Raw genomic sequence first — 15656 nt, 5'->3', positions numbered from 1 at the left:
AGGATTGGAAGGTCTGATGAGACACGCGTCATCGACGACCACGCGCAGCCGGACGGTCACGATCGCCGCGATCGGGATCGGCGCGGCTGCAGCCCTTCTCGCCTACTTCATCCTCGCGACGACGGGCGGATCAGGCCCCGCGCCATCCCCGATGCCGCGCGCGCCGGCTGCCCTGCAGCAGCTCTACGTGGGCCCGACGGGCAACGACAGCGGCGACGGGTCCCAGGCCGCGCCGCTGCAAACGATCCAGGCCGCGCTGGAGCGCGCAACACCGGGCACCGTCATCAACCTCGCACCCGGCGAGTACCGCGAGCAGGTCACAACGGTGCGCGAGGGCTCCCCCGACGCCCCGATCACGATCCGGGGCCCGGAACAGGGCACGGATCCGTCCGGGCGCTACCAGGCGGTGCTGCGCGGACAGGGCCGCATCGTCAGCATCGACCACAGTTACTACACCCTCGAGGGGTTCACGGTGGACGGGCAGCAACAACTGTCCGGCACCGCGCTGCCCACCGACCTCACCGCGATCGCCGGGTTCAAAGACGGCGTGCAGCCGAGGGTGGTGGACAGCAAGCTGATCTACATCGGGGCCGGCGACTCCGCCACTGACATCACCGGCGTCACGATCAGGAACATGTTCCTCAGCGGGGCCGGCTCGGAATGTGTGCGGCTGCGCAACAACGCGCACGGCAACACGATCGCCGACTCGGTGATCCAGTACTGCGGGATGTTCGCCAAGGACCCGAAGGGGAAGGCTCCGTTCCGCTACCACAACGGCGAGGGTGTCTACATCGGGACCAGCCCGAAGTCGGACAAGCAGCCCATGCGCGGCAACGACGGTAGCTCGACCAACGTCGTAACGGGCAACGTCATCCGCACCTTCGGCTCCGAGTGCTTCGACGTCAAGGAGAACGCGCACGACAACGTGTTCGAGAACAACGACTGTTCGAACAACGCTGAGCCGTTGGACAACAAGGGCAGCAACGTCGAGCTGCGCGGTTTCAACAACGTTGTGCGGGGCAACGTGATCTCCGGCAGCGCCGGGTGGAACGTGAAGATTCAGAGCGATGACCCGGGCAAGTACGACAACAGCGGCAACGCCGTCGAGAACAACAACCTGACCGGATCGGCGGGCGCGCCCGTGCGCATCGGAACCGACGCCAGTCACGGCTCCTTCTGCGGCAATGTGGCCACGACAGCGAATCCCGTGGACGGTGAGTCGCCCGGCGACATCACACAGCCCTGCCCGTCGGGTGGCTCGGCACCCGCGGTCGAAGGACCTCGGTAGCGTGTGGGTCACCGCGGTGAACGCCCTCGGAGCGACCAGGCGCCCGTCCAAGCGCACCGCCGGGCGCCGGCCAGTGGCCGGCGGTCGCATCCTGAGCGGGCGTACTCCACCTCCGCGGGATGCACTCGGCGCCGCTCAGCTGGCGGGCGGGTGGTCGCATGGCCTGCTGTGAGGAGATCGCGCTCGTGCATACCGTCTTCGATGCCGACACGGCACGGCGGCGATGCGCTCCCCCGGTGGTAGCGGCCGCTGGGCAGCCGGGGATCCCAACCGCGATCGGCCCTAGCTGATGGGCAGGCCTTGCCCGGCGACCGGCCCGCCACGCCCTGATGTCCCGGGACCCGGTGCGCCGCGTGTCCGACCGACCGTCGCCCGGGTGGTGGCGGTGATGCGCCAGGCTCCGATGACGCTGGGCCTGATCGTGGTGCTGTGGCTGTGTGGCGCGGTCACCGGCAGCCTGCTGCACGGCCCGTCGCCGCAGCTGCAGGCCGTGGTCGGGGTCGGTGTGTCGAGCCTCGGCGCAGGCCGATGGTGGACGCTGCTGACCGGTGGGCTGTGGTGCGCCAATCTGGTCAGCTACCTGGCGAGCAGCGTGGTGTTGCTCGTTCTGGTGGCCCCGGTTGAGGCGCGGATCGGCGCACGGCGTACCAGCGTGCTGCTGGTGTCGACGCACCTGGTCGCCGCGGTCGTGGCGGCCGGGTTGGTCAGGGCCGGGGCGGCTGCGGGTGACGGGTGGTCGCAGCAACTGGCCACCGACGTGGCGGTGGGACCGATACCCGCCGCCGTCGGCGCGGTGTTGGCCGCCAGTCGGTGTTGGGGTGCGTTGTGGCGGCGCCGGGCGCGCGTGCTGGTGCTGGCGGCACTGGTGATGGGGGTTCTGTACTCCGGGACGCTGCAGGATGTGCTGCGCCTGAGCGGCGGGCTGGCCGGGCTCGCCCTGCCCGCCGTGATCGGTCTGTTCCTGGCCGGGACGAGCCGGGGACGCCGCCGGGGCGGCCCGAGGCTGGCGGTGACCGGGCGCGAGACCCGGGTGCTGGTGGCGTTGGTGGTGGCGGCCTCGGCGGTGGGCCCGGTCGTGGCGGCGATGTCGGGCACCGCGACCGGGCCATTGTGGGCGCTGCGGTTCCTGGTGCTGACACCACCGCCGGAGCCGGACGTGTTGCAGGCGGTGTGCGCCACGCCCGCGGTCGTCGAGGACTGCGCGGATCTGCAAGCGCGGCTGCGCCTCGGCGGGCTGGGACCGGCGGTGTTGACGGTGCTGCCGGTGGTGTTGCTGTTGGTGCTGGCCGAGGGATTGCGCCGCGGCCGGCGGTTCGCCTGGTGGGGCGCGGTAGGGCTGAACCTGCTGTTCGCGGCGGTGGCCGGCACGCTGGCGGTGTTCACGTCGGCGGTCCCGGCCGAGCGACTCGTGGCGTTCGGGGACGGGGGCGGCGCCGCCTTCCCGGTGGCGTTGGTGGCCGCGGTGGTGCAGCCGCTGCTGGTCGTGGCGCTGTTGGCGCTGACCCGGCGCCGGTTCGTGGTCCCCGCGCCCACTGGGCTGATCCACCGTTGGGCAGCCACCGTGGGGATGGCGTTGCTCACCGCGTCGGTGGTGTACCTGGGGGGCGGCGTCCTGGCCCGTGGCGAGTTCGCCCCGGCACCGGGATGGCCGGAGCTGCTGGCCGACCTGCCCACCCGGTTCCTACCCCCGGGCTACCTCGGGCAGCTCGAGATCGGGTTCCTGCCGGTCGGCTGGGCCGCGACGGTGCTCTACGAGTGGACCGGGGTGCTGTTCTGGGCCGTCGCGGTCACGGCCACGGTGCGGGTGCTGCGCGCCGACCCTCGGGTGCCCGACAACGCTGAGCGTGCCCGCACGCTGCTGCAACGCCACGGCGGGTCGTCGCTGTCGTATCTGGGCATGTGGCCGGGCAACAGCTACTGGCTCGACCCCGGCGGCCGGGCCGCGATCGCGTTCCGGGTGATCGGACCGGTGGCGCTGAGCACCGGGGAACCGTTCGGCGCCCCGGCCGCCCGCGGCCGCGCGGTGGCGGGCTTCGCCCGGTTCTGCGCCGAGCACGGCTGGACCCCGTGCCTGTACAGCGTCGGCGACGACACGCGGGCGCATGCTCAGGACCTGGGGTGGAGCGCGGTGCAGGTGGCCGAGGAGACCATGGTGCCGCTGCCCGAGCTGGCATTCACCGGCCGCAAGTGGCAGGACGTGCGCACCGCGCTGAACAAGGCCGGCAAGGCCGGCATCACCGCCGAATGGATCACCTACTCGCGGGCGCCGCTGGTGCTCACCGACCAGATCCGGGCCATCTCCGAGGACTGGGTCGCCGACAAGGGCCTGCCCGAGATGGGGTTCACCCTCGGTGGGCTCGACGAGCTGGCCGATCCCGCCGTGCGCTGCTTGATCGCGGTCGACGCCGATCGCACCGTGCACGGGATCACCAGCTGGCTGCCGGTGTACGGCGGCGACGGCGCCGTCGTGGGATGGACCCTGGATTTCATGCGCCGCCGCGACCGCGGCTTCGGCCCGGTCATGGAGTTCCTCATCGCCTCCGCCGCACTCCGGTTGCAGGAGGAGGGCGCGGCGTACCTGAGCCTGTCCGCCGCACCGCTGGCCCGGCTCGGTCGGGACGAGCCATCGGAGCGATCGGAGCTGCTGCAGCGGGTGCTCGACCGGCTCGGGCGGGTTCTGGAGCCGGTGTACGGGTTCGGTTCGCTGCTGGCGTTCAAGGCGAAGTTCCAGCCCGAGTACCGGCCGCTGTACCTGGCCTACCCGGACCCGGCCGCGCTGCCCGCGATCGCCACCGCGGTCGGCCGCGCCTACCTGCCCGATTTGGGCCCCGTCCGCGCGCTCGCGCTGCTGCGCCGGCTGCGGCAGCTCCACCGCAGCCTCCCACCCCACCGGGCCCGTTCGGACCGGGCCGATGCCCGCCAGCACAGCCGAGGCGGCCCCATCAGCTCCCCCGCGCCCGAGCGCGAGCAGCCGCGCGATCTCAACCCCGGTTCGGTTCACGACAACGGCCGGGAACCCGGCGGTCAGAACGCCAGGACCAGGACGCGGTCGCCGGCCCCGGGCGGCGGCCGGTGAACCGGTTGCTGGACGCCTCGGTGCTCGCCGGGCCGATCCCGCTGGTGATCACCATCGCCGGGCTGGCCGCGGCCACGGTGCTGCTCGTCCGTCGCGGCCGCGACTGGTGGCGGCGGGCCGTCCCGATCGCCGTCGCCGCCGCCGCGCTCGGGGCCGCCGCGGTCGGGTGGGTCGCGAACGGCTGGTGGCGCCCGTTTCCGGACCCGTTACCACTGCGGGTGCTGTGCTGGATCGGGGTTGCCCTGTTCGGGCTGGGTCTCGCCGCCGCGACCTGGCTGCGCCCACCCGCGTCGACCCGCCGCCGCGCCCTCGCCGCGCCGCTGCTGGCGGTGCTGCTCGCGCTGCCCGCCATGAAGATCAACGCCTTCTACGGCTACTACCCGAGTGTGCGGACGGTGCTCGGGATCCCCGCGGCCAACGAGATCGCCCTCGCCGACGTCCCTGCCACCGTGCCGAGCCCGCCCCCCGCCGGGTCCCTGGCGCAGGCCTGGCAGCCCCCGCCCGACCTGCCCGCCGCCGGGCGGACCGCCAAGGTCGACATCCCCGGCACCGTGTCCGGGTTCCCGGCCCGCCCCGGATCGGTGTACCTCCCCCCGGCCTACCTCAGCAGCCAACGGCGCCCGCTGCTGCCGGTGCTGGTCCTGATCGCCGGGCAGCCCGGCTCTCCCCAGGACTGGCTGACCGCCGGGAAGCTGGCCCAGGTGATGGACCGCTTTGCCGCGGCACACCGCGGTCTCGCCCCGATCGTGGTCATGCCCGACGCCACCGGATCCACCCTCGGTAACCCGCTGTGCCTGGACTCCCGCCTCGACAACGCCGAAACCTATCTGGCCCGCGACGTCCCGAACTGGATCGCCACCACCCTGCAGGTCGACCCCGATCTGAGCCACCGGGCCATCGCAGGGTTCTCCTACGGCGGCACCTGCGCCCTGCAGCTCGCCGTCCGCCAACCCGGCGTGTACCCCACGTACCTCGACATCTCCGGACAAGCCGAACCGAGCCTGGGCACCCGCGCCCAGACCGTGGCCGCCGCGTTCGGCGGCGACCAGGCCGCGTTCCGCGCGGTCAATCCGCTCGACATCCTGACCGCCACGACCTTCCCTGCCAGCACCGGGATCATCGCCGTCGGCCGCGACGACCCCGTCTACGGACCCCAAGCCCGGACCGTGCTGGCCGCCACCCGCAACGCCGGCATGGCCGTGCAACTCCTCGAGGTCCCCGGCGGGCACACCTGGCCGGTGGCCACTACCGCCCTGGACACGGCCCTGCCCGACCTGGCTCGCCGTCTCGGGCTCCTGTGAGCTCCCTGCCGGGCCTGGTCTGCGGGAGCCCGACGCCCGAAACCCGCCAGCCGGCCGCGCAGTCAGCCGTCCTGGTCACGGGAACCGTCGTCGGTGGCCGGGCCCCGCCCGGGATCCTCCCGATCATCGGTGTCGGTCGGCGCGGGCTGCCCCGGCGGCGGGTTCTGCGGTCCGCTACCGCCACCGTCGGTCCGCCCACAACTTCCCGCGCTGATCAACACGACCGCGGAGACAATCAGCACCACCCGAGCGACCCTTCGAGTCACCCTCCGCGCCGTCGACTCCATCTCGACCACCTCCCGAAAAAGATCGCCAGTCGCCAATGATAGCCCCTGCTGGCGATTCTGACCGGGAGTGCGTTGCAGCCCCACCCATAGGTGTGGTGAACGTGGAGAGTCGTCGGTGATGGTCGGTGCCAGGGTGGAGTCGTCTTCGCGGTAGACGGTGTCGCGCAGCCCGTGCAGGGACTCGATGCCCCAGTGGCTGCGGACCAGCGAGGCGAGGCATTGGGGGGTGGCGTGTTGCGCGGGCAGGATCGTGACGCCGAGCGCGGCGACCGCGGACAGCGGCGTGCCGTCGAGGTCGGTGACATAGCGTTCGATCAGCCAGAGCTGGCTGACGTGCGGGAACGGCAGGTCGGCGGGTGCGGGCAGGACCTGAACGGTGCGGGTGGTGACCCGGCCGTGGGCACGGTCGACCTCGCAGGCGGCGACCGGTGTCTGCGCCCATGGCTGCGCGTCGAGCGCGGCGAACAGCCGGGGCTGGTTCTGCTTGACCGTGAACAGCCCGTACTTGCCGACGCGGCAGCCGAGGAGGACCCGCCACACCCATCACCCCAGTTCATACAGGGTGTTGCGACGACTCCTTGAATCCACCTACCGCCCAGGCCGGTAACGTTTACGCAGCCGCCACCTCCCTCCGTAGGCACTCGACGCGGGCGACCTGATCTCGCCTGGCGATCAGGGGACTACCGGGAGTTGACATGAGCCGACTTTCCCGGATCACAGAACCGGCGCCGGACCCGAAGGGGTCCGGCGCCGGTTCTGTGATCGACCCTGCAGATCAGTTATCGATATTGGCGCTGTCGCCGGACTCGGCTGCCGCCGTGCAGGGTTCGTTGATCGTGTTGTCGCCGTGAGACTTCGCGTCCGTGTCGGCGCCCCCCAGCAGACCCAGGCCGAGCGCACCGGTCAGATCGGCCAGTACCGTGGTGCCGTTGAGCGGCACCTGGACACCTAGGACGTTCACCGGCACCTGGTTCTCACAGACGTTGACCGGAACGGAGAGATTGTTGCCAGCAACGTTGAGCAGACCCTTGTTCGAGCCGTCGATGCTATTGACGTCCTCGATCTTGGTCTTGTCATGCCCGCGCCCGTCATGATCGCCGGCGAAGGCGAGCGGGCTGACCGCGAGCAGACCGGCCGCGGCGGTAGCCACGACAATTCCAGCCTTCTTGAGCACAGTAATCTCCTGTTGACGGTCCGAGTCGACCCCGGGGTCGAACTCATTCAGAGCCAGCGTGTAATGACCGGGGAGCCCTCGCTGACCGCAAGAAACGTAGCGAGATGCGGCAAACCTGGGCAACCCGCGCACCACTATCGTGTGAGTCTGCCACACTGCGTTTGGATACGCCTTCTTTTGGACGCCATCACACCAGCCTGGATCGTGAACAGCGAGCCCGACCGTCACCAGCAGTGACGCTGGACCACCCAAACGGATGCGCATCCTTTTACGTCGACACCCTGCGCGCTCAATCTCCAACTTTACCATTGCTTGACCCTCGCGTTGTCAACAACCGAAGTTCGGCGGCTTCACCGATCGCGTCGAGGCGAGCAGGAGATCGACTATGGCCTCCCGCTGACCGCTGAATCGGGACAACCTTGACCCAAGGGTCGAACGAGGCGCGGGAGAAGGAATGGCGCGGCGCTTGCCGTATCGATACGCGATTCTGGAGGGCGGACGATGTTTGCGCAAAGAAACGTCCAGGGGCGGTTCAGCCTGGATCCACCGCCGTGATTCGTGGGACCCGGTAGTTGATCTTCGGCTGGGTTTGGTGGTGGCAGGGCGTGGTTGAGCTGCCGGTCTGTCCGGCGCTTCCACTGCAGGTTCTCCGATCGGGCCCCGGCGGGCGGGTGGTCAGGAAGCGGCGGGTAGTGGGTCGTGCAGGGCGCGGCGGAACAGCTCGTCCAGGCCCGGTTCCCAGGGCCAGTCCCGGAGCAGGTGGAAGACCTGGCGGTGCGCGGAGTGCGCGACCCGGGCCGGGGTGAGGATCAGCCGGGTGCGCAGGGTCGCGACGCGTTGTCGGGGGTGTCTGCCGCCGGCCAGGGCGCCGGCGGCGCGGGTCAGGTTGTGGGAGATCGCCGCGCAGACCAGCCAGGCGCTGTTCGCGGTGAACGAGCCCGAGGGCAGGTGCGCCAGTGGGCCGTTCTTGAGCTCGGCGATGACCTGCTCGACGATGGCGTGCTCGACGATGGCGTGGTCGCGGCGGGTGGCCTCCGCGGCGGGCATCGGCTCGGCGTTGTCGGTGAACACCGCGTGGTAGCGGTAGACCGCGAACATCTCCGACTGTCCGGCGGGGACCGTCTTGGGGTTGAGGCGCCGGACCCGGCGCACGATGAGCCGGGCGGTGACGTGCTCGGCGCGGCGGCCGGTGAAGGCGGTGAACTCGACCTCGGCGATCTCGGCGTCGGAGATCCAGCGTTGTTCGTCGTCGTCGGAGATGGCGTTCGGGTAGCGGATCGCGGTCCATCCGGCCTCGTCGATGCTGCTGATGGCCCGGGTCACGGTCTTGGTCAGGCGCGCGGTGACCGAGAACCGGGCCCCGGCCCGGCGGCAGGTGTTGATGATGTCGTAGCCGTAGTAGGCCGAGTCCGCCCGCACGAGTACGGTGCCGCTCGCGCCGACGCGGCGGGCGGTGACCAAGGCGTCGGAGAGCAGCTTGGCCGCGCCGCGGGCGGAGTTCGTGGATCCCTTGCGGAGCCGGGTCGCGGCGGTCACCGGTGCGGCCAGCGGTGTGGAGAGCACCGCGAGCAGCGCGTTGAGGCCCTTGACCCCGGTGTAGCCGCGACCGGCGCCCTGCTTGGCGTAGCCGTAGATCTGGCGCACGGTGTCGTCGATGTCGCAGAACACGATCTGGTCGGCGCCGGGTAGCAGCGGGGTCACCCGCGCGAGACGGGCGAGCAGCCGGGCGGCGACTGGCGTCGAGGCGGCGGACGTGGCCGAAGGTGAACCGGCGCAGGAACGTGCCCAGCGTCGACGGGGCGCGAACCTGGTCGAACACCCGCCCCATCCCGCCGTGGCGCAGCAGGGCCATGTCGGCGATCGAGTCCGCACCCGCGACCATCCCACCGATCAGGGCGGTGATCTTCGCGGCCGTGTTCGCGGTGCCCTTCCCGGCAAGCGTGAGCGTCTGGACCAGCAAGCTGTCGAACCCGCACCGAGCGGCCAACGCCATCACCGGGACCAGCCCGGCACACGACACGAGATTGCGATCATCGAACCGCACGCTGATCGCGGCCCGGGCGTGGGATAGTCGCATCCAACGGATGCCCTTCTGGTCGGAATCGATGTGACCTTCGCAAGCCACATCTTCCCAGCTCAGAGGGGCATTCGTGTGTCACGCCCCACCCTCACCAGCACATTTCCGCGGTGGATCCAGGTTCAGGCGGGCGAGCCGTGAGGGCGGCGGCGACGCTCGGCGAGGCCGACACTGACGACGTTGCCGTCGGAAGATGCCGTCGTCCGAGCGCTGCTTCCTCGAACGCGGCCGGCTCGGCGATGGGGCTCGACCACGTTGCCCGCGGCCAGCCCGCCTACGCTGCGGCGGCTTCCAAGCGGAGACGGGCGAGCACGACGAGCAAGAGCCCGAACACCGCGGCCCGCAGGAACACGATGCCGGGACCGCGCTGAGCCCGGGGCGACCGGTGCCCACGAACGTATCGCGGGACAGAATCGCGCTGTTCACCTCGACCGGGGTTCCGCAGCTGTCCTGACCAGCGTTCTGCACTGGAGTCACCGGCGACGCCGATACCAACACCGCGCCCGAACCAGCCATTACCGACGCCGACCCGAGACATGATCACGATCTACCGCTGGAGTACTAGCCGGAAAGCCATCGCTGCAGGGCTCGGCGGAGCTTGCGCTCGGACAGGCGCCCGTAGCTGAACGCCTCGCCGTCGAGCAATACGCCCGGCGCGAACAGCACCCCGGCCGAGGTGGCCAGGTGCTGTCCCTCCGCGGTCGCCAGATCGATCTCGCGGACGTGCAGCGGGTACTCGTCACCGACGCGGACCAGGATCTGCTTGGCCACGTCGCAGAACGCGCAGTCGGGCTGGGTCAGCAAGGTGATCTCGACAGGACGGCTCACCGGGCCTGCTCCCGTTCCAAGTCGGCGAGCATGCTCTCCGTAGGCAGGTACATGACGTAGTCAGGCGCGCCGCCGTAGTCGGCGCGCCAGGCGATCTGGCCGTCGGGGCCGACGAGGATGAAGCTGTGGCCATTGCGGGAGGTGCCCATCATCCCGTACTCGTTGGTCGTGTAGGCCCGGCTCACCTGCAGCGACGGGTCGGACAGCACCGGCGTAGCCAGGCCCTCGTCGGCCATCTTCCGGGCGACCAGGTCGACCGGGTCGGTGGTGATCGAGACGATCTCGTCGATGCCAGCAGCGGTGAGAGCGGCCTCGTTCTGCTCCAGGTCGCGGATCTGGTCCCAGCACGGCTGGCACATCAGCCCCTCCTGGAAGTACAGCAGCACGCTGCGCCCGCGGTAGTCAGACAGGCTCACCTCGCCCCCGGTGCTCGCCGGCAACGTGAAGTCGGGGGCCATCTCGCCCGCACCGGGTTCGCCGGCGACGTGCGAGTAGCCGCTCGCGTCGCTGGTGGTGGTCGAACTGCCCGATCCGGACGGCCCGGACGAGGTGTAGAGCAGGTACAGCCCGCCCACCGCGACCACGACGAGCAGCACCCAGGCGATGACCCAGCCCCGCCCACCAGAACGCATGCCGAGGTTGCCGCCGGAACGCTTCCCGGCCGGAACGCGCTCCCTCCGCGGCCTACGGGACGTCTTGGTCATGCTCGATCTCCTCTACGCGAGTGGGGGCAGGCGGTGTGGCCGCAGGTGCGGTACGGCTGCGGCGCGCCCGCCGGAGCAGGACGACGACGCCGAAGATCAGCGCCGCGGCGATGAGCCACCCCGGGAGCCAGGACAACGACTCCACAGCGACGCTGCTCGCGTGCTGCAGCCAGGCGCTCATACGCAGCTGCCAGCCTTCGGTGGCCATCGCGGTGCCGGCGAAGGCCAGGACGCCAGCCAGCGCACCCATGACGATCATCAGCCCGCCGGCGAGCGCGTTGCCGAGCGGGAGCCGGTGCCGCCACCGGCCGATCCGCATGCTGACCTGGCGGCCGGCCAGCAGGGGCGTGAGCCGGTCCTGGTGGCGGTCCCACAGCAGCGCGACCAGCGCCAGCGGTGCCACCATCCCGGCCACGTAGGCGAGCCCGATGCCCAGCGCGACGGGGAACGACGCCGCCGCCCCGGCCAGCATCGCCACCCCTGCCAGTACCGGCGCGCAACATGCGCTGGCCACCCCGGAGAACATCCCGAGGAAGTAGGCAGAACGGAAGCTGTCCGGACGAGTCGAACGGGCACTCGGCATCGGCAGGTTCGGCTTCCAACCCGCCAGCATCGCCAGGCCGCCGACGAGCATCAGCGCGCCGCCGACCAGGAACACCACGGTGTGCTGCTCGATCAGCAGTCGGCTCAACGCGGTGGCGCCGAGCCCGATCGGCAGGATCACCGTCGCGACCCCGGCGCCGAACACCAGCGTCGCCGGCACGACGCCGCCGTGGTGGCGGAAGCCGGTCGCGAGGTAGGCCGGCAGCATCACCGACACGCAGCACGGCGCGAGCAGCGCCACCACACCACCCAGGAACGACGCCAACAGCGTCGTACCCAACAACAGCTCAACCATGGTCGCCACCCGGTTGTGGCACGGCGAACGGGACTGAGATCAACGGAATGTCGTCCACCCCAGGCCAGGGCGGCCAGGCCGAGTAGCAGCGCATCCACGTTCCCTTCGATCGGCAGCCAACGCACTCCATCCTACTAACTATGTACGGAGATAGTAGGTACGGGTGTCGGCTCGGTCCGCAGGTTGGTTAAGCTGGTGTCGATGGACATGGGAGGTTAGGGTGCGCGGGTTCGGTGAGCTCGAGGGCGCGGTCATGCAGCATCTGTGGGCGGCCGACGGCGGCGCCACCGTGCGCGAGGTGTACGAGCAGATGCGGCAGAGCCGGCAGATCGCCTACACGACCGTGTTGAGCACGATCCACAACCTGCACCGCAAGGGCCGCCTCACTCGGGAGCTCGAAGGCAAGGCGCACCGCTATCGGCCGACGGCGACCCGCGCCGAGTACAGCGCCGCAGTCATGCGCGAGGCGCTGACCAGCGGCGGGGACTCCGAGGCCATCCTGAGCCACTTCGTGGAGCAGATGAGCACCGAGGAGTCGCGGCGACTTCAGGAGCTGCTGGGCCGCAACGCAGAGGAGACCTCGGCATGAGCCTGGCCGTCTGTCTGCTGGCGTACAGCCTGGTCGTCGCCGTCCTCACCCCGGACGCGCTGCGGGGCGCCACGCGTAGCGGGGCGGACCCCCGGATGGCCATCGCAGTCTGGGTGCTCGCCATCGGCAGTCTGCCCGCGGCATGGCTGGGCGCCATCACGCTCGCCGGTGCCGAGCTGATTCTGGCCGGCGGCGACCTCGCGGAGGTCCTGGCCGGCTGCGTGGCAGCCCTGCGCGGCGCGGCCACCGGCGCGTACGGTGCGCCGGCCCAGGTGGGCCTGCTCGCGCTCACGGTGCTCGTCGCGATCGGCCTGGCCGTGCTGGTGGTGCGCCTCGGCCGGATCCTGCGCCGGGCGCGTCGACACACACACCGGCACGCCGACGCGGCGCGACTGCTCGGACAGATGGACGAGACACTGGGTGCACTCGTGGTCGACGTACCGGACCGGCTCGCCTACGCCGTGGCCGGACGCCCGCACACCATCGTGCTGAGCCGGCCGACCTTGGCGGCGCTCGACAGCGCGCAGCTGCAGGCCGTGCTCGCCCACGAGCGGGCGCATCTCGCCGGCCGTCACCACCTGCTGCTCGCCGCCGCGCGGGCGCTCGCGACAACCATGCCGTGGATCCGGCTGTTCACCGAAGGCAGCAGGGAGCTGAGCCGGCTTGTCGAGATGTCCGCCGACGACGCCGCGGCCAGTGCACATGGCAGTCGAACCCTGGTCGGAGCGCTGCTCGCGCTCGCCGCCGGACCCGCCCGGCCCGATGGTGCCCTCGCCGCCGCCGCGACCGCCGTCGCCGACCGGGCCGAGCGACTGTTGTTCCCCCCGACAGCCGAGCATCAGCGCGCCGACCGGCTTCGCCTCCGCCTCGCTGTGACCGCGCTGCTGACCGCGCCGGTTCTCGTGCTCGCTCTGTCCTGGCTGTGCGAAGCACTGATCTCGCCGTGACCGGTGGGGAACGAGTGCCTGGGCCAGGTTGACCTTACGACCGCGCTGTCCGCGCGCAGCGCGCTGCTCAACATGTGGGCGTACTGTGCGGCCGAGCCGTGAGGAGATGCCCGATGTTGGGCAGCCGAACGAGACGCGACTCCGGTGGCCGGGATCAAACGTGCAGGACCGGCCGCGCCGCTGAACCTGCTGACCGAGCTCGACGTCCACTTCCCGCCCGTCACCGACCCTGACGCAGCGCTGCAGCGCCCCGAACGCAGCCTTCGCCGCGGTCAGCTGCACAATCCCTCATCGCACGCACCCGGCGCCCAGCCGTCGTGCCGCACCCCGGCTATCTGCGGCTCCGTCGTTGGCCTCGTGCCTGGCTTCCCACCGATCGTCATCTCCTGCCCCGAGGAACGCGGCGTCGACACATGCCATACCTAGGCCCGGATGGCCGTGAGGGGCCGGCCATCCGGGCCTGCGCAGCCGTCGCTGAGGACGGCGAGTCAGGCGTCGGCGGAGGGATGGCGTCGCGGGACGCGCCCGCTGTCGAGAGAGTCCTGGGCACGCAGCACGCGAAGTTCTTCCCGCAGCTCGGCGAGCTGCCGCTCGGTCTCGGGGTCGCTGCTCGAGCTCTTGCTCATCCCGCACTCGCCGCGAAGCCCGGGCCGCACGCAGAAGAAGTAGGTCGCGGTGATGGCAGCGACAGCGACCGCGAGGGCGATCCAGGTCGACATCACAGCCCCTTGGGTGTGCGCTGTGTTGCGCGGTCGACCTTCAGCTGCTCGATCTCGGCGCGCAGCTGCGCAACCTGCTCAGACCCGCCGCCCTTCCCGCTGCTGCCCCCGCCGTTGCGGTTGCCGCGCATCATCATCCACATCATCAGCCCCATCCCGACCGGGCAGGCGAGGATGGCCACTCCGTAGAGCAGCGATTCCATACGTCTCTCCTCGTGTGCAGCTTTCGACTGGGCCGTTCCCATCATCTACTATCTACGTACAGAGACAGTAGTCGCTTCGACGATGGGTGTCACGCCACGGCGTGGCCGCCCGCCGTGCAGGCCCTCCATCGAGGAGTTGGTCCGTGTATCCGGTCCTGTTCACCGTGTTCGGGTTCCCGATCCAGGCATACGGCGTGAGCAACGCTCTTGCCGCGATCGTTGCGGGATTGGTCCCGGCGCGCGCCTTCCGCCGCCACGGACTGCCCGGCGAGGTCGCCCACCTGGTCGGCGGTGCTGCACGGCACGTTATGGCGGTTCCTCGGGCCCAAGCTCTACTACCTGGCCGAGCACGCCCCGACCCTGACCTGGCACGACTTCGATCCGATGGGATTCACCTGGTACGGGGGGCTGATCGCCGGAACAGCGGCCGTGCTCGTGGTCATCCAACGCAACCAGCTGCCGTTGAGCCTGGTCAGCGGGCTGATCGCGGTTCCGTTGTCGCTGGCCTACGGGATCGGACGGCTTGGCTGCCTGCTCGCCGGCGACGGGACCTACGGCTGCCCGACCGATCTGCTCTGGGCCACGGCCTTCCCGCACGGATCAGTGGCGACCATGGTGCCGGTGCACCCGACCCCCGTGTACGAGGCGCTGGCCGCGTTCGCCATCGCCGGACTGCTGGCCTGGGTCGGCCCGCGCGTCGCCGCGCCGGCCTTGTTCGGGCTGTACCTGATCCTGTCCGGCGCGGCCCGGTTCCTCGTGGAGTTCCTGCGGATCAACGAGCCGGCCCTGCTCGGCCTGACCCAGCCGCAACTGTGGTCGGCCCTGATCGTGATCATCGGCATCGCGACCCTCGCCCGGCAGCGTCGGTCGCGCGCCATTGCACCGCCGGAGGCGGCACCTGCAACCGAGGTGGTTCATGAGCCGTAACTGCCGGCACCGTATCGACATCGGGGCGTACCTGCTCGACGGGGTGGAAGCTGCCGAGGCAGCCAGCTTCACCCTCCACGTCGCCGGCTGCCCACAATGCCGGGCCGAGATCGAGAACCTGGAGCCGGTGATCCGGCTCTTGTCCGCCATCCGCACAGCATCGCGCCCCTCGCCCGGTAGCCGCTGGGGAAGCGACCGCGGCGACGGGCCGGAACGCCGACAACACCAAATCCGCTACCCGGAGACGAACGCGGCACAACCTCCAGCTCACCTGCGCCTCATCGCCGCCCCTGACGTTTCACCCTCGTCCGGCGCGCGCCCCGGGCCAGGCGCCCCCGTCGATTGCCCTGAGCTGCCGCGGTGACCTGTTTGTCTAGACGACGTGTACATCGGTGTCGAGGGCGTCTGTAGGATTGTGACTTCTTCGGGTTCCACGACTCGGCCCGTCCTGGCCTCGGCGAGATCCGGGTGCACATCCGGCTCACCGGTCCGAAACCTGCCGAGACCTACCAGCGCCTGCATGCCGCCGTCGACGAGCACTGTCCGGTGCTGGACCTGATCCACAAGCCGATACCAGGCGTCTCGACGACCTGACCCGGGCAGCGGCGCGGCCCGCCAGGGTTCCCGGCAGGCCGTCG

General features: G+C 70.6%; 16 protein-coding genes and 1 pseudogene. 9 read left to right on the top strand and 8 right to left on the bottom strand.

What is annotated here, in order from left to right:
• The first annotated feature begins 16 nt into the window (after positions 1-16).
• The 3 genes from CFP66_RS41335 (at position 17) to CFP66_RS50185 (ending at position 5665) form a co-directional block, all read left to right on the top strand.
• Entirely contained in the window at positions 17-1288 is a 1272-nt protein-coding gene (locus CFP66_RS41335; protein WP_094930825.1) for a right-handed parallel beta-helix repeat-containing protein, read from the top strand.
• Positions 1289-1676: 388 nt separating this feature from the next.
• The gene (locus CFP66_RS41330; protein WP_198962025.1) at positions 1677-4364 is read left to right on the top strand and encodes a bifunctional lysylphosphatidylglycerol flippase/synthetase MprF; all 2688 of its coding nucleotides are present in this window, start codon (positions 1677-1679) and stop codon (positions 4362-4364) included.
• On the top strand, positions 4361-5665 hold the full coding sequence (locus tag CFP66_RS50185; RefSeq protein ID WP_094930823.1) for an alpha/beta hydrolase family protein: 1305 nt from the start codon (positions 4361-4363) through the stop codon (positions 5663-5665). Before CFP66_RS41330 ends, CFP66_RS50185 begins: the two co-directional genes overlap by 4 nt.
• A 62-nt stretch (positions 5666-5727) precedes the next feature.
• Here the strand turns inward: CFP66_RS50185 and CFP66_RS41320 are convergent, their stop codons facing one another.
• The 6 genes and pseudogenes from CFP66_RS41320 to CFP66_RS41295 all read right to left on the bottom strand — a co-directional run bounded on the left by CFP66_RS41320 (position 5728) and on the right by CFP66_RS41295 (position 11633).
• Positions 5728-6492 carry a hypothetical protein gene (locus CFP66_RS41320; RefSeq protein ID WP_094930822.1) on the bottom strand — a complete coding sequence of 255 codons (765 nt, stop codon included), beginning with the start codon at positions 6490-6492 and terminating at the stop codon, positions 5728-5730.
• A gap of 235 nt (positions 6493-6727) precedes the next feature.
• On the bottom strand, positions 6728-7126 hold the full coding sequence (locus CFP66_RS41315; protein ID WP_094930821.1) for a hypothetical protein: 399 nt from the start codon (positions 7124-7126) through the stop codon (positions 6728-6730).
• A gap of 675 nt (positions 7127-7801) precedes the next feature.
• Positions 7802-9203, bottom strand: a pseudogene (locus tag CFP66_RS41310) (IS1380 family transposase).
• A 561-nt stretch (positions 9204-9764) separates the two neighbouring features.
• Positions 9765-10031 carry a glutaredoxin family protein gene (locus CFP66_RS41305; RefSeq protein ID WP_094930820.1) on the bottom strand — a complete coding sequence of 89 codons (267 nt, stop codon included), beginning with the start codon at positions 10029-10031 and terminating at the stop codon, positions 9765-9767.
• A complete protein-coding gene (locus CFP66_RS41300; protein ID WP_094930819.1) occupies positions 10028-10735 on the bottom strand; it encodes a peroxiredoxin family protein in 708 nt (235 codons plus the stop codon). The genes CFP66_RS41305 and CFP66_RS41300 overlap by 4 nt, the downstream gene beginning before the upstream one ends.
• The gene (locus CFP66_RS41295) at positions 10716-11633 is read right to left on the bottom strand and encodes a cytochrome c biogenesis CcdA family protein (protein WP_094930878.1); all 918 of its coding nucleotides are present in this window, start codon (positions 11631-11633) and stop codon (positions 10716-10718) included. The genes CFP66_RS41300 and CFP66_RS41295 overlap by 20 nt, the downstream gene beginning before the upstream one ends.
• 220 nt (positions 11634-11853) lie before the next feature.
• Here CFP66_RS41295 and CFP66_RS41290 point away from each other — a divergent pair, with 220 nt between their 5' ends.
• The 3 genes from CFP66_RS41290 (at position 11854) to CFP66_RS47605 (ending at position 13595) form a co-directional block, all read left to right on the top strand.
• Positions 11854-12222: a BlaI/MecI/CopY family transcriptional regulator gene (locus CFP66_RS41290; RefSeq protein ID WP_233160138.1), complete on the top strand. Its 369-nt coding sequence runs from the start codon at positions 11854-11856 to the stop codon at positions 12220-12222.
• Positions 12219-13169, top strand: a complete 951-nt coding sequence (locus CFP66_RS41285; protein WP_094930818.1) for a M48 family metalloprotease — start codon at positions 12219-12221, stop codon at positions 13167-13169. Before CFP66_RS41290 ends, CFP66_RS41285 begins: the two co-directional genes overlap by 4 nt.
• Positions 13170-13313: 144 nt before the next feature.
• Positions 13314-13595: a hypothetical protein gene (locus CFP66_RS47605; RefSeq protein WP_143517566.1), complete on the top strand. Its 282-nt coding sequence runs from the start codon at positions 13314-13316 to the stop codon at positions 13593-13595.
• Between the two features lie 62 nt (positions 13596-13657).
• Here CFP66_RS47605 and CFP66_RS41280 read toward each other — a convergent pair whose 3' ends face one another.
• Together CFP66_RS41280 and CFP66_RS41275 are read right to left on the bottom strand one after the other, a co-directional pair.
• Positions 13658-13888 carry a hypothetical protein gene (locus CFP66_RS41280; RefSeq protein ID WP_143517565.1) on the bottom strand — a complete coding sequence of 77 codons (231 nt, stop codon included), beginning with the start codon at positions 13886-13888 and terminating at the stop codon, positions 13658-13660.
• The gene (locus CFP66_RS41275; protein WP_094930816.1) at positions 13888-14091 is read right to left on the bottom strand and encodes a hypothetical protein; all 204 of its coding nucleotides are present in this window, start codon (positions 14089-14091) and stop codon (positions 13888-13890) included. The genes CFP66_RS41280 and CFP66_RS41275 overlap by 1 nt, the downstream gene beginning before the upstream one ends.
• A gap of 291 nt (positions 14092-14382) precedes the next feature.
• Here CFP66_RS41275 and CFP66_RS41270 point away from each other — a divergent pair, with 291 nt between their 5' ends.
• From CFP66_RS41270 to CFP66_RS41265, 3 genes are all read left to right on the top strand, one after another.
• Positions 14383-15018, top strand: coding sequence for a prolipoprotein diacylglyceryl transferase (locus CFP66_RS41270; RefSeq protein WP_198962024.1), 636 nt, complete (start codon positions 14383-14385; stop codon positions 15016-15018).
• Positions 15008-15382, top strand: coding sequence for a zf-HC2 domain-containing protein (locus CFP66_RS47600; RefSeq protein WP_143517564.1), 375 nt, complete (start codon positions 15008-15010; stop codon positions 15380-15382). Before CFP66_RS41270 ends, CFP66_RS47600 begins: the two co-directional genes overlap by 11 nt.
• A 104-nt stretch (positions 15383-15486) precedes the next feature.
• On the top strand, positions 15487-15612 hold the full coding sequence (locus tag CFP66_RS41265) for an OsmC family protein (RefSeq protein WP_198962023.1): 126 nt from the start codon (positions 15487-15489) through the stop codon (positions 15610-15612).
• The last annotated feature ends 44 nt before the right edge of the window (positions 15613-15656 follow it).

The sequence above is a fragment of the Pseudonocardia sp. MH-G8 genome (assembly GCF_002262885.1).
GTDB lineage: Bacteria > Actinomycetota > Actinomycetes > Mycobacteriales > Pseudonocardiaceae > Pseudonocardia.
The sequence above is the reverse complement of the archived record's forward strand: the minus strand, read 5'-3'. Positions and strand labels throughout refer to the sequence as shown.

Excerpts from the sequence above, each read along its gene's own strand:
- CFP66_RS41335 (WP_094930825.1), top strand. The coding sequence starts at position 17 with ATGAGACACGCGTCATCGACGACCACGCGCAGCCGGACGGTCACGATC.
- CFP66_RS41330 (WP_198962025.1), top strand. The coding sequence starts at position 1,677 with ATGCGCCAGGCTCCGATGACGCTGGGCCTGATCGTGGTGCTGTGGCTG.
- CFP66_RS41300 (WP_094930819.1), bottom strand. The coding sequence starts at position 10,735 with ATGACCAAGACGTCCCGTAGGCCGCGGAGGGAGCGCGTTCCGGCCGGG.
- CFP66_RS41295 (WP_094930878.1), bottom strand. The coding sequence starts at position 11,633 with ATGGTTGAGCTGTTGTTGGGTACGACGCTGTTGGCGTCGTTCCTGGGT.
- CFP66_RS41285 (WP_094930818.1), top strand. The coding sequence starts at position 12,219 with ATGAGCCTGGCCGTCTGTCTGCTGGCGTACAGCCTGGTCGTCGCCGTC.
- CFP66_RS41280 (WP_143517565.1), bottom strand. The coding sequence starts at position 13,888 with ATGTCGACCTGGATCGCCCTCGCGGTCGCTGTCGCTGCCATCACCGCG.
- CFP66_RS41275 (WP_094930816.1), bottom strand. The coding sequence starts at position 14,091 with ATGGAATCGCTGCTCTACGGAGTGGCCATCCTCGCCTGCCCGGTCGGG.
- CFP66_RS47600 (WP_143517564.1), top strand. The coding sequence starts at position 15,008 with ATGAGCCGTAACTGCCGGCACCGTATCGACATCGGGGCGTACCTGCTC.